The sequence below is a fragment of the Nonomuraea sp. NPDC049750 genome (assembly GCF_040659625.1).
Classification (GTDB): Bacteria; Actinomycetota; Actinomycetes; order Streptosporangiales; family Streptosporangiaceae; genus Nonomuraea.
On the sequence record NZ_JBFANB010000007.1, the window covers coordinates 252,245 to 276,572 of the forward strand.

The following is a 24,328-nucleotide window of genomic DNA, read 5'->3' on the forward strand; positions in this document are numbered from 1 at the left end:
ACACAGGAGGTCGTGACGTGGACCTGCGCTACGGAATGAATCCGCAGCAGCGATCGGCTATCGCCGCACCGGTGGATCCTGGCCGTTGGCCGATCAGGGTGCTGCATGGCAGCCCGTCCTACATCAACATGCTCGACGCGCTGAACAGCTGGCAACTGGTGAGCGAGGCGAGTAACGCGCTGGACAGACCGGCAGCGGCGTCCTTCAAGCACGTATCGCCCGCCGGAGCGGCAGTCGCCGGGCCCGTGGACGAGGTCACCGCCGAACTCAACGGCGTCGACCGCGCCGCTGTCGGAGCGCTCACGAGCGCCTACCTGCGAGCCCGCGACGCTGATCCCAAATCCTCCTACGGCGACTTCGTCGCGGTCTCGCAGCCTGTCGATGCCGAACTCGCCGAGTTGCTGACCCGGCTAGTCTGCGACGGCGTCATCGCCCCCGAGTACGCTCCGGGCACCGTGGCGGCGCTCAGCCAGAAGAAGGGTGGCCGGTTCCTGGTCATGGAAGCGGACCCGGCCTACGTCCCGCCGCGGCGGGAGGCGCGGGAGGTGTTCGGGTTGCGGCTGACCCAGGAGCGCGATGAGGTTGTGCTCTCGGCCGCGCTTCTGGACGACGTCGTGTGCGGGACGCTACCGGCCACCGCGGCCGAGGACCTGCTGTTGGGCTTGATCGTTCTGCGCTACACCCAGTCCAACTCCGTGTGCTATCTGCGTGGTGGCGCCACGTTGGGTATCGGTGCCGGTCAGCAATCGCGTGTGGATTGCACCCGCTTGGCCGGCGCGAAGGTCGATACCTGGTGGCTGCGGCGCCATCCGATAGTGCACGCGCTCGCGTTCCGGCCGGACGTCCGGCTTCAGGATCGGATCAACTGGCAGATCCGCTTCATCGAGGGCGACCTGACCGCGGAGGAGAAGCTGCGCCTGTCGGGGGCGCTCTCCTCGCCGATGCCTGAGCTGACGAACGAGCAGCGCACATCGTGGCTCGCGGCCCTGGACGAGGTGGCGTTCGTCTCCGACGGCGCCCTGCCCTTCCGCGACAACGTCGACCATGCCTACCGCCACGGCGTCCGCTATATCGCCGAGCCGGGTGGTTCGGTTCGGTCCGCGGAGGTACAGGACGCCTGCCGGGAGCACCAGATCGCGCTCGCCCGTACCGGCCTTCGACTGTTCCACCATTGACGATGCATGGCCTCAGGTCACCTTGTCGCAGCACCCAGCCCGGAGTCGGGGTCGGCATGCCCAGCAACAGGAAAAACTCACGATCGCAAAAGCCCAGCTCAGGTGCTCACCTAGGACGAGGCGCGCCCATCCGGTCATCCCAGCCATCGTTGGATCGCCGTCCGAAGCGATGCGCGGGACTCCGCGTCCGGCTGCGGGACGTCGGAGGCCCATGCCACATATCCGTCGGGCCGCAGCAGCAGCGCCGAACACGGTACAGCGGAGCCGGGCAGTGCCGCGGTCGCGGGGTACCCCCAGTCGCCGCCGGTGAAGTCGATCAGGTGCGGGCGGCCGTCCCTGGTCAGCTCGGCGAGCCGGACACCGTCTTTGAGGTCCAGGTCGGGAGCCCACCGACCGGCCAGTGGATGGTTAACGCCCACGTCGTAGCGGATCTCGGCGCCCGACATGAGGTCGGCGATACGGCGGACATTGCGCGGGTCGCCGAGGAATTCGGTGAACAGCGCGCGCAGGCCGGTGACCGCGCTGCCCGGGGCGATCAGCGCGGACTGGGCGCGCGAGGACATGACCACCCGCTCGGCGACCGGGCGTCGCTCGGACTCGTAGGTGTCGAGGAGGCCGGTGGGGGCTGTGCCGCGCACGTCGGCCGCGAGTTTCCAGCCGAGGTTGACCGCGTCTTGCAGGCCGAGGTTGAGCCCGGGCCCGCCGATCGCCGAGTGCACGTGGGCGGCGTCGCCGACCAGCAGCACCCGGCCGTGTCGGAAACGCTCGGCCAGGCGGGTGTTGCCGCCGTTCAGCTTGCGCATCAAGTGCGGCCCTTGGCCGTCGGGCGGGCCGAAAGCGATGTCGACACCGAGCACGCGGCGGGCACTGGCCCGCAGTTCCGCGAGCGTGAGCGGCCCCTCGGCGTCCTGTCCGTTCCACTCCGTGGTGGAGATCAGCGGCGCGGGGGCGCCCAGCAGGGGCGCGTACACGAACAACCCGTGCTCGGTCCGGTGGTGCAGCAACGGCGGGATGGGTCCGTACCCGGGAATGTCGAGCCCACCGGTGACCGGATCGACGAGCTCGGCCGGCACGGCGGCGTGCGCGGTGCGCGCGATCGTCTCGTCGGTCGTCACACCGGGAAAGGCGATCCCGGCCAGCTTGCGCGCGATGCTGTGCCCGCCGTCGGCACCGATCAGGTAGCGCGTTTCGATCGTGTACGGCCCGGCCGGCCCGCTGACCTGGAGGGTCACACCATCCGCGTCCTGGGTGAATCCGGTGAGCTCGTGGCCGCGCCGGATCTCAACATGGAGCTCGACGGCCCGTTCCTCCAGCATCTGCTCGATCCTGAGCTGCGGGACCTGGAGGAGATAGAGGGGGTTGTCGTCCAGCACACTCAGGTCGAGGGGCAGCGCGCCGAAGACGAATCCGGGAGCGGGCCGGGGTGGGTCCTGGTTTCCGGTGAGTCGCTCGTACAGGCCTCGCCGGTCGAGCATCCGTACCACCTGGCCGACCAGGCCATTGGCGCGGTTCTCCTGGGTGCGCTCCGGCAGGCGCTCCAGGACCAGGGGGCGGACTCCGGCCAGGCTGAGCTCGCAGGCCAGCATCAGGCCGTTGGGCCCGGCTCCGGCGATGACGACATCGGTGACCATGGCGCTCCTTCGGGCATGACGGATCGACCGGCGACAGGCCGGCTGATCCTCGATAGGAAAATAGGGAAGGTCTGGGAAATCAGGGCGTGGGCAGGCCGGCGGCGACCTGGCCGAAGGCGTCGCGCAACAGCTCCTCGAACGGCGCCGGCACATCGCCGTGGAGCCACAGATGGATGGCCGCGAGTATGGCGGCGCCGACCGCGCCGGCGACCAGATGCGGATACAGATCACGATCGATATCGGTGCCGGTGCGCTCGGCGACCGCCGCGGCCAGCGCATCCACCGCGGCCATGTGGGCCTTGAGGAACTCGCCCCGGTGCTCCGGATGCTGGGTCATCAGCTTGACCCCGGCGATCCAGCGCTCGTCGGCCGGGCGCTCGTCCTCTTGCATGCCAAGTGCGAACCGGGCGAACACGGCGTTGGTGATGGCCTCCCACAGGGGTTCGCCGTCCGGCCTCGACCGCAGCTCCTCAGCGATCTGGACCGCTCGGTCGAAATGCCTGGCCGTGATCGCCTCACCCTTGCTGGAGAAGTAGTTGTTGAACGTACGGTGCGAGACACCCGCCTCGGCGGCGATGTCCTCCACCTTGACGTTGTCGAAGCCACGCTCGACGGTCAGCTTGATCGCCGCCCAGCTCAGCGCGATCCGGGTTTCTTCCTTCTTGCGCTCTCTCAGCCCCATGCGCACAACCTACCAAAATTTGCGACCCGCGCAAAGATGCGAGCCACGTAAAAATGCGTGACTCGCATGCATGCCGCGCCCTTGCTCGACATCCCCTCCTCGCGCCGCCGAATCGAGCGGCTCAGCCGCGCGCACTCGCTCGCCCGGCACCTCGAATGACTTCCTCACCGGTCTGGTTAACGCATGGCCAGCTGGACACGTCGGCGGCATCGGTCGCTACGTCCCGCCGCGGCAGGAGGCGCCCGCCCGCCAATATCGGGAAGGACCTCGGCTTGGTCGCCAAGGGCAGCGCCACCTGGCCCAGCACCCGCGAGGTGACGCTCACCGTGCGGAACAGGGGCCGCGGCCTGGCCATCGTCACCTACTGCGGGGACGGCCTCGCCGAGCGGCTCAGCCAAAGGCTGTGGGTGAACGGGCGCCTGGTCAAGGGCCCCACCCACTGCTCCTTCCCGCCGGGGGCCGGGTACCTCGACATGGGCAAACGACCGCGCAGTGAGAAGACGACAACGGTCAGGGTCCGGCTGGAGACGTCCATCCCCGAGTACCTGCGGCGCCCTGGAACGCTGACGGTGGCCGTTTATGACGGCGACCTATGACAGGGCGTGATCGTGCCATGCGGTAACCGGCTCAGGGGCATGGTCGGCACCAGCGCCCTCAGCCGGTGACGGTGATGGCGAGGCTGCCGGAGTGAGAAGATGCCTACCGGACGAGGCGACTGCAGTCACCGGCGCAGTAGACGTGCGCACGAGCTACCAGATGAAGCTCGACGAAGGTGCCGACGGTCGCGAACCCAGGGCGATGATCACGGGGAATCCGCAGCCGAAGGCCCAGCGAATGTCGACGGCTTCCGTAGCTCATGAGCACCGACAGCGGGGCTAACCCTGAGGGGGAAGCTCCAGTGCTCCAGAGGCGAAGACGTCGTCGATCCGTTTCATCGCCGTGGTCAAGTGTGCTCGCATCGCTTCCGCGGCGGCATCCGGATCCCTTTGCGCGATGGCCTTGGCGATGGCGACGTGCTCGGGCTTGGTCGCCGCGGCCTGCTGGGCGTGGTGGTAGAGCCGGTACATGTGCAGGTGGCTGCGCAGATGGACCAGCGAATCGCGTAGCCACGGGTTGCCGCTCAGCTTGGCGATGGTGTCGTGAAAGGTGGCGTCGTAGATCATGTCGAGCCGAATGGCGGTGCTGTCCTGGCCACCCGAGCCGCCACTGCGCGCGAACGCCTTGAGCGCCGTGGCCTCGTCGATCGAGGTGTGCCGGGCAGCGGCGGCAGCCGCGGCGGGCTCGACCAGCAGCCGGAAGTCGATCAGAGCCCGGAGATCGTTCAGTCCGATCAGCGGCGCCACCGTGTAGCTGCGTCGGGGCTCCTTGACGACCAGGCCTTGGGCCTCCAGGCGAGCCAGCGCCTCGCGGACCGGCGTCGGGGACACTCCCAAGGTGCGCGCCATGCTGTCGATGTTGAGCCGCGACCCGGGCTCCAGGGCATGGTTCATGAGCATGTCAATGAGCACCTCGTGAACGTCGTTCACGAGGGGCTGCCGCGTGCTCAGGCGCTGCGCGGCTTGCGTGGCGTTCAGCGCGTGCGTCAGGCCGGTCTGTTCCACGGATCTCCAGGCTCTCATCGCTGAGCGAAGCGTAGTCACGATCCCATTACGTGTCGATCCTATAGGAAATCAAAAATTGACTATAGGGATCGCTGTGCTTATGGTGTGCCCATCGGGGCCAGAGAAGGAGAGTTCAGGTGACTGAACACGGCCACGAGGCGTTCGCCCCGGTGAACGAGGTGCACCCGGCCGAGCCGGGCCTGCCCGCTCGAACGCCCCCCTTTAGATACCACCGCCTCACCCTGGCCTTGGCCGTCCTGGGCATCGGGCCGGCGGCGATCCTCGCCCTTCTGGTGGTCGTGCTCAGCTTGTTGTCCGATGTCTTCCTGTCCCTGGAGAACATCGGAAACGTACTGAAGCAGTCGGCCGTCATCTGCGTCCTGGCCCTGGGACAACTCCTCGTCGTCGTGACGCGGGGGATCGACCTGTCCGTAGGCTCCAACCTCTCCCTCAGTGCCGTCGTCGGCGCCCTGGTCTGGCGTGACCACGGCTCGGCCACCCTCGCGGTGCTGGCAACGCTGCTCACCGGCACGTTCATCGGGCTCGCGAACGGGCTGCTGTACGTCAAGGGGAGGCTGCCGCACCCGTTCATCCCGACGCTGGCGATGCTCGCGGCGGCGGCGGGGCTCGCCCTCTACTTGTCCCACAGTGAGACCATCCAGGGCGCTCCACCGATCGTGGACGAGATCGGCGCCGGCCGGATCGCGGCCATTCCCGGGGGCGGCGAGGTCGGCTGGTTTCCGGCCGCGGCCGTCGTCGTGATCGTGGTCGCCCTCCTGCTGGCTCTCGTCACCCGCCGCCTGATCTGGGGACGTTGGATCTACGCCGTCGGCGGCAATCCGGAGGCAGCCGTCCGGAACGGGATCCCGGTGCCTTCGGTGCTGATCTCGGTGTACGTCGTGTGCGGCCTCCTCGCCGCGGTCGCGGCGCTGCTCACGATGGGCAAGGGCGATGCCGGATCGCCGACCGCCGGCGCTCTGGCCGAACTCGACGCGATCGCGGCCGTCATCATCGGCGGTGCGAGCTTCCTCGGAGGGCGGGGCACGGTGCTCAACGCCCTCACCGGCGCCCTCATCATCGCGGTGCTGCGCAACGGCCTCAACCTGCTCGGGATCGACCCGAACTGGCAGTACATGGCAACCGGCGTGGTGATCGTGGTCGCCGTCGAGTTGGACGTCATGCGCGGCCACCTCGAGCGCCGCTTCCGCAGCCTGCAGGCGGTGAGTGCCGCATGAACGACGTTCTCGCCACGGCACCGGTGCTGCGGGTGCGGGCGGCGTGCAAGCGGTTCGGCGCGGTCATCGCGCTGGACGGCGTGACGTTCGACGTCGCTCCGAGCGAGGTGCTCGCGCTCCTCGGCGACAACGGCGCCGGGAAGTCCACGCTGATCAAGGCGATCAGCGGCGTGCATCGGCTGGATTCCGGCTCCATCACTCTGGACGGGGTCGACATCACGGCCGCCAACGCCATGGCGGTGCGGGCGCATGGGGTCGAGACCGTCTACCAGGACCTCGCACTGTTCGACAACCTCGACCCCGCGGCGAACTTCTTCGCCGGCCGTGAGCTCGCCGGACCCAGCTGGCTGCCGCGGAGCCTGCGCGTGATGCGGCGCCGGAAGATGGCCGATCGGACGCGGGAGCTACTCGACCGGTTACAGGTCACGCTGCCCGATCTGGAGGCGACGGTCGCCCTGATGTCCGGCGGTCAGCGGCAGGCGGTGGCAGTGGCACGAGCCGTCGCGTTCTCATCCCGGCTCGTGATCCTGGACGAGCCCACTGCGGCGCTCGGCCTACGCGAATCGGCACGAGTGCTGGATCTTGTACGCCGGCTCAAGGATGACGGGGTGGCCGTGATCCTCATCTCCCACAGCATGGACCACGTCATGGCCGTGGCGGACCGGGCACTGGTGCTGCGCCGAGGCCGGGCCGTAGGGGAAACCGTGCCCACACCGGACAACCACGAACAGCTCGTGGCCTGGATCGTCGGCGCCGCCGGCAGCCGGGCCATCTGACCTCGTCATCCCGCTACACCAAGCCAACGGGAGTTCGCTATGAGAGCGCGACAGATCCTCGTGGTGTGCATCAGTGCCCTTGCCCTTGCCCCCGCTGGCTGCGGCAGCACCGGCCCCTCGACCTCGGCGGTTTCCACCGCCTCCGCTTCAGCCTCGGCTGGTGGAGCGGTGAAGGTCGCCTTCATCACGAAATTCTCGGTGGCGTTCTTCACCGCCATGGAGGACTCGGCGAAGGCGTACGCGGCCAAGAACGGCGGAGTCGACGTCACGTACTTCAGCTGCAAGTCCCCCTCCGACGTGGCGTGCCAGACCGCGCAGATCGAGGACGCCGTCGCCAAGGGCTTCCAGGCGATCGTCATCACACCCATGGGACCCGAGGTGATCCCGGCGATGAACGCCGCCGCCGACAAGGGCGTCAAGGTCATCCTTGCCGACAACAACCTCGAGGCCTTCACCAAGAAGACGGCGGTCGCCGCGACCGACAACGTCAAGGGCGGCCAGGCGGCGGGAGTGTACCTGAAGTCGTTGCTCAAGCCGGGCGACACGATCGGGTTGATGGAGGGGGTGCGCGGCGTTCCCGCGCTGGAGGCGCGGATCAAGGGCGTCAAAGACGCGCTCGAAGGGACCGGTGTCAAGGTCATCATCGGCGGAGCGGAGACGAAGTGCGACTCCGCCAAGGGAGCCACCGTCGCCGAGGACCTGCTCACCCGTGCCCCCGACCTGACCGCGATCTACTCCGCCTGTGACGACCCCGCGATCGCCGCGGCGAAGGTCGCCAAGCAGAAGGGCAAGAAAGTCCTCGTGATGGGGTACGACGGGCTTCCGGACGCCGCCAAGGCGATCCAGGCGGGCGACATGTCAGCCACCATCGCCCAGTTCCCCGGCAAGATGGCCGCCCTCGGGGTGGAGGCAGCCGTGAACGCGGTCCAGGGCAAGTCCGTCGAGCCGTTCATCGACACCGGCACCGAGCTGGTCACCAAGGACAACGCCGCGAAATTCCTCACTTTCCAGTGAGGCGACAGACGCGGACGTAGATCAGCGCATCCGAAAGGAGATCGTCCATGCCCACCAGTACCCTCATCCGAAACAGCTTCGCCGCTGCCTTCAGGGTTGTCCTCGTGGCCGTGGTCGCTCTGGCGCTGAGCCTGGTGGCCGTGCCCCCCGCACAGGCCGCGGGCGGCGGGCCGAGCATCACCAAGAAGTACTTCGGGACCCTGTCCGGCGGCAAGAAGATCGACATCTACACGCTGCGGAACTCCAACGGGATGCGGGTGAAGATCCTCACCTACGGTGGCATCCTCCAGTCGATCGAGGTCCCGGACAGTCGGGGCAGGTTGGCCGACGTGGCTCTCGGGTTCGACAAACTGTCCGACTACGTCAAGCAGAGTCCGTACTTCGGCTGTATCACCGGCCGGTACGCCAACCGCATCGCCAAGGGCCGGTTCACCCTGGACGGCAAGACGTACCAGCTGGCCACCAACGACGGCCCCAACCACCTGCACGGCGGCAACAAGGGCTTCGACAAGCGGGTCTGGCAGGCCGAACCGTTCAGACGGCACAACAGCGTGGGGCTCGCGCTGACCTACACCAGCCCGAACGGCGAGGAGCACTACCCGGGGACGCTGCGTGCCAAGGTCGTCTACACGCTGACCGACGACAACCAGATCCGGATGGACTACCGCGCCACCACCAGCAGGCCCACGGTCGTCAACCTCACCAACCACACCTATTTCAACCTGCGCGGTGAGGGCAACGGCAGGATCCTCGGCCACGAGATGCGGATCAACGCCTCTCACTACACGCCGGTCGACAAGACGCTCATCCCCACCGGAAAGATCGCCCGGCTGGGCGGGACGCCACTGGACTTCCGCGAGCCCACCGCCATCGGCGACCGCATCAACAGCAAGAACCAGCAGATCGTGCGAGGCGGCGGGTACGACCAGAACTACGTACTCGACAGCCGCGGACATGACCTCGACCTGGCGGCCAAGGTCGTCGAGCCGGAAAGCGGACGCGTGCTCGAGGTCATCACCGACCAGCCGGGCCTGCAGTTCTACTCCGGCAACTTCCTGGACGGCACGCTGCGGGGCACCAGCGGCCACCTCTACCCGAAGCGATCCGGCTTCGCCCTGGAGTCGCAGCACTTCCCGGATTCTCCCAACCACAAGAACTTCCCCTCGACCGTCCTGCGGCCGGGCGACGTCTACCGGACGACGACGATCTACGCGTTCTCCACGATGTGACAGCCGCGTGAAACGAACACCTCCATCCCCCGCCGATCTCATGAGGCAGGACCATGAAAGACATCCATCCCAAGGTCGAGGAGGCCCTCGACACACTCAACCTGAACCGCGTCGCACGGCGTCGCCGCGACATCGGTCGGCTCTTCCTAGGTGCCAGCACCGCCTTGACCCACTTTGATACAGGCATAGACGGAAGTCATGCGTTCCTGAACCAAAGACGGAAGCCCGACCACCGACGGCATTTCTAGCGTGACCGGACCGGTGACGACCCGGACCTCTGGACCCCCACGCGCAAAAGATCCTCATGCCCGCACTCTCCACTCCTGGCGCACTCCCGCGGCTTCGGCACCGCTGGGCGGGCGTGGCCGGCCTGCTGGTGCTGTCCCCGATCAGCGCGGAGTACCTCATCGGCTACGGCGACAGCACTGATCGGCCGCTGGAGCTGCTGGCGGGCCTGCTCATCCTCGCGCCGCTCTACGGAACCGTCGCGGTGCTGGCCCGTGAGATCACTCGACGCACCGGTCGTGGCTGGCCGACGATCCTGCTGTTGAGCGCGGCCTTCGGGGTGATCCAGGCCGGCTTGATCGATCAGACCCTGTTCGACAATGAGTTCGACGCCGATGACCCCGGCTGGGCGACCCAGGCGCTGGTCACTCTCATCCCGGGCCTGGGAGCCGATGCGGCGAGCTTGCTGAACTATGTCGGGGGGCATGTGATCTTGAGTTTCGCCGCTCCGATCGCGGTGGTCGAATCCTGTGCCCCGCGCATCGCCGACCGGCGGTGGCTGAGCACTGTCGGCGTCGGCGTCATGGTGCTGCTGTGGGCGCTGGGCGCCACGCTGATCTTCAACGACACCGGAGCGGACTCCACCGCCAGCCCGGCGCAGCTGATCGGCGCCGCCGTGGCCGCCATTGCCCTGATCGCCGCCGCCTTCGCCATCCGGCCTGCGAGGACCCGGTCGCCTGCGAAGGCGCCGTCGTGGTGGCTGGTCGGCGGTGTCACAGGGGCCGCATACGTCGGTGAACTCATCGGCCAGTAGGGGTGTTCACGAGTAGGGCTGGCCAGGAGCGCAATGGGGGTCACGAAGATCGCTTCCCGAAGGGGAAATGATCGTTTCCCGTACTTGCCGCGTCACTCTGCCGCCGCCCGATGCTCATCGACGGGGGAAAGACGAGTGGATGGGTGTTCATGGGGGCTGGCCGGGCGGGCAGAGGCGGTGGCACATCACGTCTCAACTTCGCGAGTTCGATTTGAGGCCAACCGGCCACGCTTACTGCAGTACTTCGCCTGCTATGGCGCGCCCGACAGGTCCCCACGGTGAATCCGCTGGTCGAGTTCCCACAGCGCTGTCTTGTCGTCGTCGTAACGCAGCAACTCGTATGCGGCCTGATACGGCAACCACTTCGTGTCTCGATGCTCCGAGGAGAGCACCATCTGGGCCTTTTCTCGGGTGACGTCACAGGCGAAGAAGTGCTTGGGCACGATATAGACGTTCTCGGGCCAGAGCCTGCTCGCCGCAAAGCAGCTCTTCTCTACTCCGCTTACCATGTCGAGCTTGAACAGCGGTACTGCCGCAGGTAGGCCGGTCTCCTCGGCGAACTCGCGACGGGCCCGCTCTCCAGATCCTCGTCTTCCTCGACACCGCCGGCCACGCTCTGCCAATGGGAATCATCCGCTCTCTGGAAGAGAGCGTATTCCGGCATACCTGCTGTTTTCCGAAAAGGAAAAACGAGCACGGTGTAGGGCTGGCGCATATGGCGTGTCCGATCTAAGAGGCAATGTCTTGAATGCGCCGAACAGCGGGAGAGTGACAGCTCAGCGATTACTCCCTGACGATGGACGGTCTCTTCTCTCCCGGTCCACAGGCCGCCAGACCTTCCACTTTGCTTCGCTGGCGGGCCGCTCGTCCTCAACAAGCAGTTTGCGATCCTACTGGGCCGGGCGCGGCACCGCTGTCGAGCCATCCGGCAGGTCTGTGGTCGCGAAGCAGAGCTGCGCTCGGCTGTGAGGGGCCTGTTGCAGATGTGTCTCTTCACGCGAACTGCAAAGCCATCTACAGTTACGTTCTGCAGGCACTTTGTGACTCTTTGAAGTCGCAGACTTTCTGCGGGTTGCGCACGGCGCCAGTACGTGGAGGTCGGGCATGACGTTGGGCGAAGCATCGCTGCTGGAGCGGCTGGCTGCGGACGAGAAGTCCGTCCGCGGCCAGCTTGAGTCGTTGCGTGAGCAGGTGGCGGCCCTGGAAGAGCAGTTGAAGGACCTGGCCACCGCCCAGAGGATAGTCGCGCCGATACTGGCCGGGCATTCCCAGCCTGAGCAGCCGCTTCCCGACGGAACACCTGATGCCCCGACGCACGCCTCGTCGGCGGGAGCCGCGCCGACGCCGAAACCGGTCGCCGGGCTCGACAAGCAGGTCGTTGTGATCATGGCGAGCTCCGGACGGACGATGCGCGCCAAGGAAGTGGCTCAAGCGCTGGGCGAGCCCGACGTGCGGGGGCGGGTGGAGACGACCCGGGCACGGCTCAAGCGGCTGACGGCGCTGGGCTGGCTGACCCAGCATGAGCCGGGCCTGTTCTCCATCGCCGCGGGCATCAATGGCCACGCGCTGGGGGGAGTCGCCAACGACGAGGCATAGAGCAACAGACACATCGCAGGTCAGGCGCTCAACGACGACGGTCGTGCGGGCGCCGGGCCAGACGAGCAGGGTGCCGCCGAGATTAGGCCCTCGGCGGCACCCGAGGTTGCGTGAGCACCCTCCAGGTTCTAACTGACAGTGTCTCGCGCACTCCCGAGAGTAACTCGAATGGGGGCCTTTGGGGAGGCGTCGAGCCTGGATTTCGCCTGCCCTGCGATCGGCAGGGCCGGGGCGGGAAGGATCGACGATGCCCTCATCAGGGCGAGAAGGAGTCCAGCGCGGGTCAGCTTCCGCCCGTCCTGGCGGGCGAAGCAGGCCACAACCGGACGGCCAGGCCGACCTCAAGTTGGGCGATGGTGGCCACGTCCGGCCAGCAACGCCCGGCGGCCACGTCGTTGACGGTCTGCCGGTTCACCCCACTGATCTCGGCCAGCCGACGGAAGCTCAGCCTTCGCTCGGCCATCACTGCTTGCAGAGCTGCGGCGATGGCCTGGACGACGGCAGCGGCCGGATGGCCGGACAGATCCGCGTGGGGCCAGTTCTCCGGGTCGTCGGCCAACTCCCGGGGAGAGCGGGAACGCCCGCGTCCTCCGACCATGACAAACGACTCCTTTCGGTAGATGTCGTCGCCCTCCGTAACGGCAGGTTGTCCTGTCGCTATGGACGGGGTATGACCCTCGACGCGGAAACCTCGGCGAAGATCACCGGCTACCGGCCGCAGCAGGCCCTGCCGGAATGGGAACAGATTGCCGGGCACGTGCGGATGTTGGTCGCCGCCAGCGCCGACCGCTCCCCCTACCGAGTGCAGCGGCTGCTCACCGCGACCACCCGTCTGGCCGTGTGGTGTCACCGCTCCGGCCTGCCGGATGACCTGGAAGTGTGGCTGCGGCACGAGACGATCGACGCGTTCGTCCTGACCGGCTGCACCGACCTGGCCCCGAGCTCGGCGCAGACCTACCGCAGCTGGTTGCGGCACATGCGCGCCACGCTGGCCTGGCTGGAACGCGGTGAACAGGCGCCGCCACCGATGAAAGCCCCCAAGACGGTCAGCCCGCCATACTCGCCGGCCCAGCTCGGCCGCCTTCGCGGCTGGGCCGAACGCCTGCCCGGCCAGGCCAGAGGCGACGCGCTGGCGTTGATGGCGCTCGCCTGCGGCTGCGGCCTGACCTCTGGAGAATTGGCCGCCGTCCGCACCGGGCATCTGCGCCGCCTGGCCTGCGCGCGGTCGTGGTCGCCGTCCCCGGCACCGAGCGTACGCCCGACTGCTGGACAACTCCGGCATCATGCCGCTGATCGACGCCGAACTCGGCCCGAGGCCCGGCCCGCCCGGGCTGCCCATCGCCGCGGTGCTGACCTGCCTGCTGCTGTCCATCAACCACACCGGCAAGGCCACTCTCATCGAGGCCTGGCGGATCGCCGCGTTCTGTCTGACCGCCGCCGCACGCCACAGGCTCGGCCTGCCCGACATCAACCCCGAAGACATCCACCAAGTGCTCGCCTCCTCCCGCCGCTTCTACCGGCCCTTCGACCGGCTGACCACCATGCTGGATCCGGCCCGCCACGATCGGCGCGCCCGCCTACCCCAGCAACAGGCCGACGCGCTGGCCACCGCCTGGGAGGATGACGACCCCGAACACTCGCGCAAGCGGGAACTGCTGCAGGACATCGTCACCGCGCTGGTGCTCACCCCGGTGCGCTGGGCCAAAGGCCAGGGATACCTCCGCCACTTCCGCGGCGATGTCGGCATCGACACCACCGCCACCCCGGTCTTCGCCCGCCCACCCCGCGCCCGCCGCTCCACCGGCGAACTGATCGCCTCCACCGAGATCACCGCAGGCTGGCACCACTCGGCCGGAAACGGCCCACCCGAGTACGGCTACAGCGCCACCCTCACCGTCGCCGCCCGCACCCGCTCGGTTCTCGGGTCTTTTCCGCAACTGGCGCTCGGCCTGGTCCTGGACACCCCGCACAAACGCATCGGCGCCAACGCCATCACCACCCTCAAACCCCTGGCCACCCTCGGCTTTCCCACCGCCTTCGCCGCCGTCGACCGCGCCTACACCGACCAGCAACCCGCCCACTTCGCCCGGCCCGCACGCGAACTCGGCTACAAGCTCGCACTCGACTACAAAGTGGATCAACGGGGAGCGCAGGGCAGCGCCCACGGCGCGCTGCTCATCGACGGTCACCTGGCCTGCCCGCTGATACCCGGCCGACTCGCGCAGGCCACCACCGGCCTGAACGACGCCGCCATCCGCACCCCATTGGAAGAACTCACCGCGTTGATCGCCGCGCGAGAGCCGTACTTGCTGCGTCTCAAACAGAGCGCGAACGCAGACCGCGCCATCCGCTTGCAGTGTCCGGCAGCAGGAACCTCCCCGTCGGTCGCCTGCCCCCGCTTCGGCCAACTCCACCAGCGCGGGCCCAGTCGGCCCGCCGCGGTCGACCTGACCGATGCCCGGCAGCGAGCCGCCCACCCTGCGGCCAAACCCCGCGTCTTGCCCCCGACCCCCGACCACAAGACCGGCGAACTGCCGAGGATCTGCCACCAGCACACCATCACCGTCCGCAAGGACGACCTCGGCCACCTCGACAAGTTCCGCCAGGACTTGGCCTACCTCAGTCCCGCCTGGATCGGAACCTACAAGTCTGCCCGCGCCAACACCGAGGGCCTCAACGGCAGACTCAAGGGACACGACCTCGACCTCAGCGACCCCAAGAACCGGCTCGCCCACGGACGCGTCGCCCAAACGATTCTGGTCGCGCTGCTCGTCACCGTCGCCAACGACCACTTCCTCGACCAGTGGCGCCACATCCACGAGCCCCAAGACGAGCCCGTCACGCTCGCCGACCCCTCGAAGACTCCAGCCGAGCCCTTCAGCAGCGCTCCACCTGAAGGCCAGAGCAGACCACCACCCGCCCCATAAGCCGCATAACCCGCCATCCCACTGCAGCGCCCAGCCCACCGTCGGCTTCGCCATGCCCAACGGCCGGATCTCGGTCTTCCACCAGCGCCCTGACACCACCCGGGCCTTCCCGGACACCTGCTCCACAGCCCCCAAAAAGGGACGAACCCGATTCGGAAACCCCTGAAACGACAAGATCCCGCCTGATCTCGATGATCAGACGGGATCCCGTCAACTTCAGTCCAGCCGTCTCAAGAACGGCCCCTGGTGGAGATGAGGGGATTCGAACCCCTGACCCCTTCGATGCGAACGAAGTGCGCTACCGGACTGCGCTACATCCCCATGGACTTGACCAGATTAGCAAACCCCCGGCACTCCTCGCGCCACACATTCAGTCCCCCACCGCTCGCCGCGGCGGCTCCGCGTACTGATCGAACAGTACGTCCCCCTGCCGGGCCGCCAGGTCGATGATCTCGGCCTGTGCCTGTTCGGCCGCCAGCTCCGCCGCCCGCTGCTGCTCGCGCAGCCGGCGGGCGCGGGCCGTACGGGCCTGGGCCGCGCGATCGCGCCGTTCGCGGTCCACCTGCACCGCGATCCGGAGGAAGGCCATGTACGCCAGCATGATGACCCCGGCGGGCGCGACGCTCCACCAGGGGATCACCTTGACCGCGGCGGTGACGACAGAGGCGATCACGAGCAGGGCGGTGAAGAAGAGCAGTCGCCGGCGCCGGGCCACGATGATCGCGCGGCGCCTGGCCCGGAACTGCCGTGGGTCGACGCGTTCGAACTCGCCCGTGTAGTCCTCGGGCTGCTCCACCAGATCGTCGGGCTGCTGCTGGGAGAGGTCCGGTAGCTGGTGTTCGCCGGTGTAGTACTCCTCGAGCTCCACCAGCTCGGCGAGGTTGGTCTTGTCCCTGCGCAACCACATCGGAACCAGGACACACAGCCACATAACGACGATGGCCAGGTAGAGGAGGATGCTCACAGCCACCTCCGGGCAGCACAAAGACGCCTGGCTGCTGGCGGCGTCTTCGATGTGCTCACGTCACGCACCGTAAGACCGCGTGTCACTAATTGACGAGCATTCGGTGCGGTGTGTCGCGAGATCGTCAAACCTCTTCTACTGGAGACCCACCGTGAGCGGCTGACTCACGCGCGCGACGCCACTGTACGAGCAAGCCCCCGGGTACGTCCTCGACGGTCAACGCGTAACAAATGTGATCGCGCCAGGCTCCATCGATGTGAAGTTGGCGACGCCGTATGCCTTCTTCCCTGAATCCCAGCTTCTCAACCACCCTGCGGCTGGCTTGGTTCTCGGGGCGGATGTTCGCCTCCAGCCGGTGCAGGCCGGTGGTGAAGAAGCAGTGGTCGACGGCCATCGCGAGCGCGGTCGGGGTGATTCCCTGACCGGCCAGCGCGCCGTCGATCCAGTAGCCCACCTGTGCGGAGCGGGCCGAGCCCCAGACGATGGCGCCGATGGTCAGCTGTCCCGCGAACCGGCCACCGTACGTGACGACCCACGGCAGCGCGAGGCCCTGCCTGGCCTCGCGGCGCAGGGTGCCGACCATGGAGATGTACGGGCCGAGACCCGTTCGGAACAGCGGAGTCTCCGGATTGCTGGGCTCCCAGGGACGCAACCACTCGGCGTTGCGCAGCCGCGTCTCTCGCCACACACGTACGTCGGCCAGTCGCAGCGGTCGCAGGCCCACCGGGCCTTCGTTGAGAACCGCCGGCCAGCCACGAAGTCGATCCACATCTCTCATCATCCCCCTATCGGGCACGATGTCGCCACGGATCAGCAGCGGTGACTCTCCGCACACTAAGGGCGGGGGTGGTCGCCGCCCCGAATCTGATCGACCGCATGCTGAAGGACGGGCGCGAGTACGGCCACACCATCCCGTACGCCGCCGGAGGATCCGGGCAGATTGACGATCAACGTGTCGCCCGCCTGGCCCGCCAAACCACGGGAAAGGATCGAGGTTGGGACTTTGTCGCGGTTCGCCTGGCGGATGGCCTCCGCTATCCCGGGAATCTCGCGGGTGATCACCCGAGCCGTCATCTCCGGCGTCAGATCGGTCGGTGTCAGCCCGGTCCCACCGGTTGTCACAATCACCGCGTACCCCGCCGAAACGCCGTCGCGGAGTGCGGCCTCGACCGGCTCACCATCGGGCACCACGATGGGCCCCTCCACGGCGCACCCAGCGTCCGAAAGCAACGAAACCAGGAGCGGTCCCGATTTATCGGCGTAAATCCCGGCTGATGCGCGGTTCGACACGGTCACCACCAACGCCCGGATCACCGCATCGGGGATCACCGCGTCAGGCGTCACCGCGTCCACAACCCGGTCTTCCCGCCCACCTTCTCCTCCACCCGCACATCGGTGATCACCGCGGCCGGATCGACCGCCTTGACCATGTCGATCAACGCGAGCGCCGCCACGGACACCGCCGTCAGCGCCTCCATCTCGACCCCGGTACGGTCGGCCGTCTTCACCCGGCAGGTGATGGCGACCCCCCAATCCTCGACGTCGAGCGACACCTTGACCCCGTGCAACGCGATCGGATGGCAGAGCGGGATCAGGTCGGGCGTCCGCTTGGCGCCCATGATGCCGGCGATCCTCGCCACGCCGAGCGCGTCGCCCTTGGGCACCTCACCCGACCGCAGCAGCTCCACCACCGCGGCCGACAGCAGCACCCGTCCGGTGGCCGTGGCCGAACGCGCCCCGACCTCCTTGCCGGACACGTCGACCATGCGCGCGGCGCCCGTCTCATCGAGATGGGTGAATTCCGTCAAAACCGGGTCACCTCCACCACAGCGCCGGCCGGCACCTCGGTCACGTCCTCGGGTACGACGATCAGCGCGTTGGCCGAGGCCAGCGCGGCCAGCTGGTGCGAGCCCTGCCCGCGTACGGGCGAGACGGTGCCGTCGGACGACAGCACACCGCGCAGGTATGACCGCCGCCCCGACGGTGACCGCAACGGCCCGGTGACCCGGGCGGAGACCGTCTCCGGCGGCTCCACGGGCAGGCCGCGCATCTTCTGCAGCGCCGGCCGTACGAAGAGCAGGAAGGAGACGAACGACGAGACCGGATTGCCGGGCAGCGCGAAGATCGGCACCTGGTCCTCGCCCACGACGCCGAAACCCTGCGGCATGCCGGGCTGCATCGCGACCTTCTCGAAGTTGACCGTGCCGAGCGGGGTGAGCGCCTCCTTGACCGGTTCGTACGCGCCCATCGAGACGCCGCCGCTGGTCACGATCGCGTCGGCGCGGATGAGCTGCGCGTCGAGCTGGTCGAGGAAGGCGGCCGGGTCGTCGCCGACGGTGGTCGCGCGGAAGCCCTCGGCGCCGGACTCGCGTACAGCGGCGGTCAGGGTCACGCTGTTGGAGTCCCAGATCTGGCCCGGGCCGAGGGGCATGCCGGGTTCGACCAGTTCGGCGCCGGTCGACAGGACCACGACGCGAGGGCGCGGCCGTACCATGACGCGGCGGCGGCCCACCCCGGCGATGATGCCGAGCTGCGCGGGCCCGATCACCGTGCCCGGTTTGAGGACGACTTCACCGGCTTGTACGTCCTCGCCCGCCCGGCGGATGGCGTTGCCGACCGTGGGGGCGCGGTCGATCGTGACGGAGACCGTACCGCCATCCGTCCATTCCACCGGCACGACGGCGTCGGCGCCGGCAGGCACGGGCGCCCCTGTCATGATGCGGACGGCATGCCCGGGACCGACCGCCCGCAGCTCGCTCGACCCGGCGGCCACGTCGTCGATCACCGGAAGGGTGACCGGGACATCCGCGACATCCTGGGCACGTACCGCGTAGCCATCCATGGCCGAGTTGTCGAACGGCGGCAGCGGCACCGGCGAGGAGACCTCCTCGGCCAGGGTCGCGCCGAGGGCCTGCTCCAGGTCGAGTTCGAGTGGGGCCAGCGGACGCACGGTGGCCAGGATCTCGGCCAGGTGGGCGTCAACTGATTTCATCGAGGAACTCCCGCAACCACGGCACGAACTCGGGCGCCAGGTCGGGCCGGTCGGCCGCGAACTTCACGACTGTGCGTAGATAGTCGAGTTTGTCGCCGGTGTCGTAGCGACGGCCGCGGAACAGCACGCCGTGGACCGGCCCGCCCTCCTCCGTGCCGCGTGCGGCCAGCGTGCGGAGCGCGTCGGTGAGCTGGATCTCGTTGCCGCGGCCCGGCGGGGTGTTCTCGAGTACCTCGAAGACCGCCGGATCGATCACGTAACGCCCGATGATCGCCCAGTTTGAGGGCGCCTCGTCCACCGGCGGCTTCTCGACGAGGTCGGTCACCCGTACGACGTCGGACTCGGAGGTGGCCTCGATCGTGGCCACGCCGTACAGCGAGACCTGCTCCTTGGGCACCTCCATCAGCGCGATCACGCTGCCGCCGTAGGTGTTGCGCACCTGGATCATGCGGTCGAGCAGCTTGTCGCGGTGGTCGATGAGGTCGTCACCGAGCAGGCAGGCGAACGGGTTGTCGCCGACGTGCTGCTTGGCGCAGAGGACCGCGTGGCCGAGCCCCTTCGGCTCGCCCTGGCGTACGTAGTGCAGGGTCGCCAGGGAGGCCGGCTCGCGGACCTGGGACAACCGATGCTCGTCGCCCTTGGCCTCCAGCACCTCCTCCAGCTCGAACGCCCGGTCGAAGTGGTCCTCGATCGACCGCTTGTTCTTGCCGGTGACCATGAGGAGATCGAGGAGCCCGGCGGAGGCCGCCTCCTCAACGACATACTGGATCGCGGGCTTGTCGACGATGGGCAACATCTCCTTAGGTGTCGCCTTCGTCGCTGGTAGGAATCGGGTGCCCAGACCTGCGGCGGGCACGACGGCTTTCGTCACAGGGTCGAAGTCAGCCATGAGTAGACCCTAGTGGAGGTATCTGTGGACAAGATGAAACTGCGCCGCGAGCTGCTCTCAGCGCGTAGCTTCCTCTCCCCGGAGCAGTTGCGGATAAACGCCTCGAAGGTCCGCGAAACACTGCTCGATCAGCCGTGGGTACAGATGGCCGGGCTGGTGGCCTGCTACTGGTCCATCGGCTCGGAGCCGGGGACACACGGGCTGGTGTTCGCGCTGTGGAAGCACGGCGCGACCGTGATGCTGCCCGTACTGCGGGAGGACGACGACCTCGACTGGGCGGTTTATGACGGCCCCGACACGCTCGCGCCCGGCCGCTTCGGGATCATGGAGCCGGTCGACACCCGGCGCGGCGTCGACGCGGTCCGCACGGCCGCCCTCGTGATCGTCCCCGCTCTCGCCGTGGACAGGCACTCGGGGGTACGGCTCGGCCGTGGCGGCGGCTCGTACGACCGCGCCCTGTCCAGAGTGGGGCCGAACGTCCCGACTGTCGCTCTGCTCCATGACGGTGAGCTGATCGACGACGTGCCGGCCGAACCGCACGATCAGCAGGTCCGCTGGGCGATCACACCCAGCGGACTCACTAGGCTTATGTGAAGGAAACACACAGGAGGGGGCCAGATGACGCTAGATGTCTGGCTTCTCCTTGGTGCCGCGATCGTCATCGCGGCCATCGCCTCCGTTCGCATCGCGCATCGCAGCGGCCTGCCCAGCCTCCTGCTCTTCCTCGGCCTGGGTCTGGTCCTGGGCGAGGCCGGGTTCGGCATCCCGTTCGACAATCCGGAGTTGGCCCAGCAGATCGGCCTGAGCGCGCTGGCGGTGATCCTGGCCGAGGGTGGTCTGACCACGAGCTGGAGCCACGTGCGCCGCTCGGTGCCGCTGGCCCTGATCCTGGCCACCCTGGGGGTGGCGGTCAGCATCCTGGTGGTGGCGGTGGCCGTACAGGGGCTGCTGGGATTCGGCCTGAACTCCGCGCTGATCCTCGGCGCGGTGCTGGCCTCCACCGACGCGGCCGCCGTGTTCTCGGTGCTGCGGCGGTTGCCGCTGCCGCCGCGCCTGGCCGGCGTGCTGGAGGCGGAGTCGGGCTTCAACGACGCGCCCACGGTGATCGCGGTGGTGCTGCTGAGCGCCGCCACTCAATCGCCGCCGTCGCTCGGCGCGTTCCTGATGCGGACCGGGACCGAGCTGCTCATCGGCGCGGCGGTCGGCCTCGCCATCGGGCCCGCCGGCGCCTACACCCTGCGCCGCGTCGCCCTGCCCGCCTCGGGCCTGTATCCGATCGCCGTCCTGGCGCTGACCTTCGTCTCGTACGGCGGCGCGGTGCTGCTGCACGGCTCGGGCTTCCTGGCCGTCTACCTGACGGCGCTGATCCTGGGCAACTCGCGGCTGCCGCACCGGGCGGCGACCAGGGGGTTCGCGGAAGGGGCCGCCTGGCTGGCGCAGATCGGGCTGTTCGTGATGCTCGGGCTGCTGGCCGACCCGAAGGAGATGCCGTCGGCGATCGTGCAGGGCCTCATCGCGGGAACGGTCCTGGTGCTCCTGGCCAGGCCACTGTCGGTGATGGTCAGCGCGCTGGCTGCCCGGCTGCTGCGCCTCGGCCGGACGAACTGGCGCGAACAGGCGTTCCTGTCATGGGCCGGCCTGCGCGGAGCCGTCCCCATCGTGCTGGCGACCATCCCCTGGGCGGCCGGGGTCGCGGGCTCGAAGGACATCTTCAACGAGGTCTTCGTGATCGTGATGGTGTTCACACTGCTGCAGGGACCGACGCTGCCGTTCGTGGCCAGGATCCTCGGCGTGGCCGCCCCCGGAGAGGCGCACGACCTGGAGGTGGAGTCGGCGCCGCTGGAGGAGCTGAAGGCCGACCTGCTGCAGATCAAGGTGCCACCTGGATCCCAGCTGCACGGCGTCGAGATCTTCGAGCTGCGCCTGCCGGCCGGGGCCGCCGTCACGCTCATCGTCCGCGACGGCAAATCGTTCGTACCCTCGGCCACCACCCGGGTCCGGGCGGACGACCAGCTGCTCGTGGTCGCCACCGCGGCCTGCCGCGACGAGGTCGAGAGCCGCATGCGGGCCGTCAGCCGCCGGGGCAAGCTGGCCGGATGGTACGGAGAACGCGGTTCGGAATAGTCGTTTGACCTAATCGGTTACCATTAGCAGTCGCATCGCTCGAGTGCCAGAACTTGAAGGAGGAGCGCGTGCCGACCTACCAGTACGCCTGCAACGACTGCGGTGAGCAGCTCGAAGTCGTTCAGAAGTTTACCGACGATGCGCTGACGGTCTGCCCGGCCTGCGAGGGTAACCTGCGCAAGGTGTTCTCCGCCGTCGGGATCGTGTTCAAGGGATCGGGCTTCTACCGTACGGACAACCGGGCCAGTTCGACTGGTTCGTCCACCTCCTCCTCTTCGTCCTCGTCCAACGGGAAGTCGAGCGAGAGCAAGCCCGCCGAGTCCAAGCCGGCCGAGTCGAAGTCCACCACGACTCCGGCCCCCGCGGCCGCTTCCGCCACCTCCTAGCGCCCTTTACGCTGCTGGCGTGGGCAATCGGCGTTGACGCCGAGCAGGGCCGGGGCGACTCGTTCGACGAGTTGCTCCAGTTGGGGGTGCGCGCCCCAGTCCGCGACGAGTCTGCTCAATCCCTCACTCGAGCAGCGCAGCAGCCTCAGCGCGGCCCGCTGGCCGTCTTCTGTGAGCCGTAGCGAGTCGCCGTCCGGCGACCGTTCGACAAGGCCGTCCGTTATCAGCTGGTTGGCATAGGGACGGCCTTGTTCGCGGCTGACGTTCGCCCGCGCCGCCAGGTCCGCGGCCTTGACCCAGCCCTCGCCACCGAGCCTGGCCACGATCCAGACGCCCTGCGGTGGTACGCCGGTCAAACCGGCCAAGTCGCCCACCCGTTCGTAGAAGCCCCTGCGCAGGTTGGCGTCCGCCAGGCGTACGAGACCTCGCTCGACCTCGGCCAGCGACGACCGCTCCGCCGACGTGGCGCCCAACCCTTCACCCAGGTCGGTCGCCTTGGTCGTCTCCCTGAGGCGTTGCTGCGGAATCAGCCAGCTGAGCAGAAAGGCGACGAACATCACCGGCGCCGCCACCCGGAAGACAGCGGCGATCGCGTCAGCGTAGACGTGCAGGAACTCCGCGACGAGCTGGCCCGGCAGCCGCTGAATGGTGGTGGGATCCTGCTGGACCCGCGCCGGATCGAAGCCCGGCGGCAATCTGGTCCTGGCCAGCAACCCGCGCAGATCGGCGTCGAGCCGGGCGGTGAAGACCGCGCCGAGCGTGGCGACGCCGAACGAGCCGCCGATCATCCGGAAGAACGTCGCCCCCGACGTGGCCACGCCGAGGTCCTTGAAGTCGACCGCGTTCTGCACGATGATCACCAGCACCTGCATGGTCATCCCCAGCCCCACGCCCAGGACCAGCAGGTATAGACCCAGCGCCGACAGACTCGTGTGCTCGGTCACCATGGAGAGCAGGAACATCCCGACCGTCGCCACCCCCGTGCCCGCGATGGGCAGGAAGCGGTATTTGCCGGTCCTCGTGATGATCTGACCGCTCACGATGGACATCGTGAACATCCCCGCCATCATCGGCAGCAGATAGACCCCGGACAACGTCGCGCTGACCCCGTGAACCACCTGCAGATAGAGCGGAAGGTACGCGAGCGCGCCGAACATCCCGAACCCCACCACGAACCCGACGAACGCCGTCATCGAGAACGCCCTCTTCCTGAACAGCCCGAGCGGCAGAACCGGCTCGGCCGCCCGCCGCTCGGCGAGCACCCACCCAGCGAGCAGGGCGACGGCCGCCACCGCCAGCCCAATGATCATCGGGCTCACGGCGGCACCGCCGGTGGCGATCAGGACCAGGCAGGACGTGGCGCCGCCGAGCAGCACGACACCGACATAGTCGATCTTGTGTTTGGTCCGCGTCTGATCCCCCGGCAGCGCCGTGGCGATCACGAACAGCGCGACCGCGCCGATGGGCAGGTTGATGTAGAACACCCAGTGCCAGCTGAGATGATCGACGAACAGGCCGCCGAGCAGCGGCCCCACGATGCTGGACACCGCGAAGACCCCGCCGAAGAACCCCTGGTATTTCCCCCTGTCGCGGGGCGAAACGACGTCGCCGACGATCGCCTGGGCCAGCACCATGAGCCCGCCGCCGCCCAGACCCTGGATCGAGCGGAAGAAGATGAGCTCGCTCATGTTCTGGCTCAGGCCGCAGAGCGCCGAGCCGATGAGAAAGATGACGATCGCCGCGACGAACAGCCTCTTACGGCCATACTGGTCACCCAGCTTGCCCCAGAGCGGCGTGGAGACCGTCGAGGCGAGCAGGTAGGCCGTCACCACCCACGACAGCTGCTCCAGGCCGCCGAGGTCGCTCACGATCGTCGGCAGGGCTGTCGCCACGATCGTCTGGTCGAGCGCCGCGAGCAGCAGACCGAGCATGAGCGCGACGATGATGAGGACGAGGCCCTTTTGCCGCATGCGAAGATACTACTCTTCGCACTTGTGTGCTAACGCAGTGAAGTAAGTTATCCACAGAACGCCATTCAGCCCCTGCTTCCCCTCCACCAATGCCGCTA

At 68.0% G+C, this 24,328-nt stretch carries 24 protein-coding genes and 1 tRNA gene; 12 read left to right on the top strand and 13 right to left on the bottom strand.

Annotation, left to right across the window (positions count from 1 at the left end):
• The first annotated feature begins 17 nt into the window (after window positions 1–17).
• The gene (locus AB0J16_RS21555) at window positions 18–1,175 is read left to right on the top strand and encodes a phosphoribosylaminoimidazolecarboxamide formyltransferase (RefSeq protein ID WP_358541996.1); all 1,158 of its coding nucleotides are present in this window, start codon (window positions 18–20) and stop codon (window positions 1,173–1,175) included.
• Between the two features lie 134 nt (window positions 1,176–1,309).
• Here AB0J16_RS21555 and AB0J16_RS21560 read toward each other — a convergent pair whose 3' ends face one another.
• Window positions 1,310–2,806, bottom strand: coding sequence for an FAD-dependent monooxygenase (locus tag AB0J16_RS21560; protein ID WP_358541998.1), 1,497 nt, complete (start codon window positions 2,804–2,806; stop codon window positions 1,310–1,312).
• Window positions 2,807–2,885: 79 nt separating this feature from the next.
• Complete coding sequence (locus AB0J16_RS21565) at window positions 2,886–3,488, bottom strand: TetR family transcriptional regulator (protein WP_358542001.1); 603 nt, start codon at window positions 3,486–3,488, stop codon at window positions 2,886–2,888.
• A gap of 272 nt (window positions 3,489–3,760) precedes the next feature.
• Here AB0J16_RS21565 and AB0J16_RS21570 point away from each other — a divergent pair, with 272 nt between their 5' ends.
• Window positions 3,761–4,084 carry a hypothetical protein gene (locus AB0J16_RS21570; protein ID WP_358542004.1) on the top strand — a complete coding sequence of 108 codons (324 nt, stop codon included), beginning with the start codon at window positions 3,761–3,763 and terminating at the stop codon, window positions 4,082–4,084.
• A gap of 279 nt (window positions 4,085–4,363) precedes the next feature.
• Here AB0J16_RS21570 and AB0J16_RS21575 read toward each other — a convergent pair whose 3' ends face one another.
• Complete coding sequence (locus tag AB0J16_RS21575; RefSeq protein ID WP_358542007.1) at window positions 4,364–5,107, bottom strand: GntR family transcriptional regulator; 744 nt, start codon at window positions 5,105–5,107, stop codon at window positions 4,364–4,366.
• A gap of 119 nt (window positions 5,108–5,226) precedes the next feature.
• On the opposite strand from AB0J16_RS21575, the gene AB0J16_RS21580 reads away from it, so the two are divergent.
• From AB0J16_RS21580 to AB0J16_RS21600, 5 genes are all read left to right on the top strand, one after another.
• Window positions 5,227–6,324, top strand: a complete 1,098-nt coding sequence (locus AB0J16_RS21580; RefSeq protein ID WP_358542009.1) for an ABC transporter permease — start codon at window positions 5,227–5,229, stop codon at window positions 6,322–6,324.
• Window positions 6,321–7,100, top strand: a complete 780-nt coding sequence (locus tag AB0J16_RS21585) for an ATP-binding cassette domain-containing protein (protein WP_358542012.1) — start codon at window positions 6,321–6,323, stop codon at window positions 7,098–7,100. Before AB0J16_RS21580 ends, AB0J16_RS21585 begins: the two co-directional genes overlap by 4 nt.
• Window positions 7,101–7,268: 168 nt before the next feature.
• Complete coding sequence (locus AB0J16_RS21590) at window positions 7,269–8,114, top strand: sugar ABC transporter substrate-binding protein (protein ID WP_358542015.1); 846 nt, start codon at window positions 7,269–7,271, stop codon at window positions 8,112–8,114.
• 47 nt (window positions 8,115–8,161) lie between these two features.
• A complete protein-coding gene (locus AB0J16_RS21595; RefSeq protein ID WP_358542018.1) occupies window positions 8,162–9,343 on the top strand; it encodes an aldose epimerase family protein in 1,182 nt (393 codons plus the stop codon).
• Window positions 9,344–9,704: 361 nt separating this feature from the next.
• A complete protein-coding gene (locus AB0J16_RS21600; protein WP_358542020.1) occupies window positions 9,705–10,382 on the top strand; it encodes a hypothetical protein in 678 nt (225 codons plus the stop codon).
• Between the two features lie 251 nt (window positions 10,383–10,633).
• Here AB0J16_RS21600 and AB0J16_RS21605 read toward each other — a convergent pair whose 3' ends face one another.
• Window positions 10,634–11,005, bottom strand: coding sequence for an NUDIX domain-containing protein (locus tag AB0J16_RS21605; protein ID WP_358542023.1), 372 nt, complete (start codon window positions 11,003–11,005; stop codon window positions 10,634–10,636).
• A gap of 481 nt (window positions 11,006–11,486) precedes the next feature.
• Here AB0J16_RS21605 and AB0J16_RS21610 point away from each other — a divergent pair, with 481 nt between their 5' ends.
• Entirely contained in the window at window positions 11,487–11,978 is a 492-nt protein-coding gene (locus AB0J16_RS21610) for a hypothetical protein (RefSeq protein WP_358542026.1), read from the top strand.
• A 283-nt stretch (window positions 11,979–12,261) separates the two neighbouring features.
• Here the strand turns inward: AB0J16_RS21610 and AB0J16_RS21615 are convergent, their stop codons facing one another.
• Window positions 12,262–12,576: a helix-turn-helix transcriptional regulator gene (locus tag AB0J16_RS21615; RefSeq protein WP_358542029.1), complete on the bottom strand. Its 315-nt coding sequence runs from the start codon at window positions 12,574–12,576 to the stop codon at window positions 12,262–12,264.
• 685 nt (window positions 12,577–13,261) lie between these two features.
• Here AB0J16_RS21615 and AB0J16_RS21620 point away from each other — a divergent pair.
• Window positions 13,262–14,905 carry a hypothetical protein gene (locus AB0J16_RS21620; protein ID WP_358542032.1) on the top strand — a complete coding sequence of 548 codons (1,644 nt, stop codon included), beginning with the start codon at window positions 13,262–13,264 and terminating at the stop codon, window positions 14,903–14,905.
• Window positions 14,906–15,149: 244 nt separating this feature from the next.
• Here the strand turns inward: AB0J16_RS21620 and AB0J16_RS21625 are convergent.
• The 7 genes from AB0J16_RS21625 to galU form a co-directional block, all read right to left on the bottom strand.
• Window positions 15,150–15,226 (bottom strand) — tRNA-Ala (locus AB0J16_RS21625).
• Window positions 15,227–15,275: 49 nt separating this feature from the next.
• Window positions 15,276–15,869, bottom strand: coding sequence for a hypothetical protein (locus AB0J16_RS21630; RefSeq protein WP_358542035.1), 594 nt, complete (start codon window positions 15,867–15,869; stop codon window positions 15,276–15,278).
• 124 nt (window positions 15,870–15,993) lie between these two features.
• Window positions 15,994–16,638, bottom strand: a complete 645-nt coding sequence (locus AB0J16_RS21635) for a GNAT family protein (protein WP_358542038.1) — start codon at window positions 16,636–16,638, stop codon at window positions 15,994–15,996.
• Between the two features lie 65 nt (window positions 16,639–16,703).
• Window positions 16,704–17,222: a MogA/MoaB family molybdenum cofactor biosynthesis protein gene (locus AB0J16_RS21640; RefSeq protein ID WP_358542040.1), complete on the bottom strand. Its 519-nt coding sequence runs from the start codon at window positions 17,220–17,222 to the stop codon at window positions 16,704–16,706.
• Entirely contained in the window at window positions 17,210–17,677 is a 468-nt protein-coding gene (gene moaC / locus AB0J16_RS21645; protein ID WP_225296114.1) for a cyclic pyranopterin monophosphate synthase MoaC, read from the bottom strand. Before moaC ends, AB0J16_RS21640 begins: the two co-directional genes overlap by 13 nt.
• Window positions 17,674–18,861: a gephyrin-like molybdotransferase Glp gene (gene glp, locus AB0J16_RS21650; RefSeq protein ID WP_358542043.1), complete on the bottom strand. Its 1,188-nt coding sequence runs from the start codon at window positions 18,859–18,861 to the stop codon at window positions 17,674–17,676. Before glp ends, moaC begins: the two co-directional genes overlap by 4 nt.
• Window positions 18,848–19,750: a UTP--glucose-1-phosphate uridylyltransferase GalU gene (gene galU / locus AB0J16_RS21655; protein WP_357943683.1), complete on the bottom strand. Its 903-nt coding sequence runs from the start codon at window positions 19,748–19,750 to the stop codon at window positions 18,848–18,850. The genes glp and galU overlap by 14 nt, the downstream gene beginning before the upstream one ends.
• A 33-nt stretch (window positions 19,751–19,783) precedes the next feature.
• Here galU and AB0J16_RS21660 point away from each other — a divergent pair, with 33 nt between their 5' ends.
• From AB0J16_RS21660 to AB0J16_RS21670, 3 genes are all read left to right on the top strand, one after another.
• Entirely contained in the window at window positions 19,784–20,344 is a 561-nt protein-coding gene (locus tag AB0J16_RS21660) for a 5-formyltetrahydrofolate cyclo-ligase (protein WP_358542277.1), read from the top strand.
• Between the two features lie 24 nt (window positions 20,345–20,368).
• Entirely contained in the window at window positions 20,369–21,874 is a 1,506-nt protein-coding gene (locus AB0J16_RS21665; RefSeq protein WP_358542046.1) for a potassium/proton antiporter, read from the top strand.
• 68 nt (window positions 21,875–21,942) lie between these two features.
• Complete coding sequence (locus AB0J16_RS21670) at window positions 21,943–22,260, top strand: FmdB family zinc ribbon protein (RefSeq protein WP_358542049.1); 318 nt, start codon at window positions 21,943–21,945, stop codon at window positions 22,258–22,260.
• Here the strand turns inward: AB0J16_RS21670 and AB0J16_RS21675 are convergent.
• Entirely contained in the window at window positions 22,257–24,230 is a 1,974-nt protein-coding gene (locus tag AB0J16_RS21675) for a DHA2 family efflux MFS transporter permease subunit (RefSeq protein WP_358542052.1), read from the bottom strand. The genes AB0J16_RS21670 and AB0J16_RS21675 overlap by 4 nt on opposite strands.
• Between the last annotated feature and the right edge of the window lie 98 nt (window positions 24,231–24,328).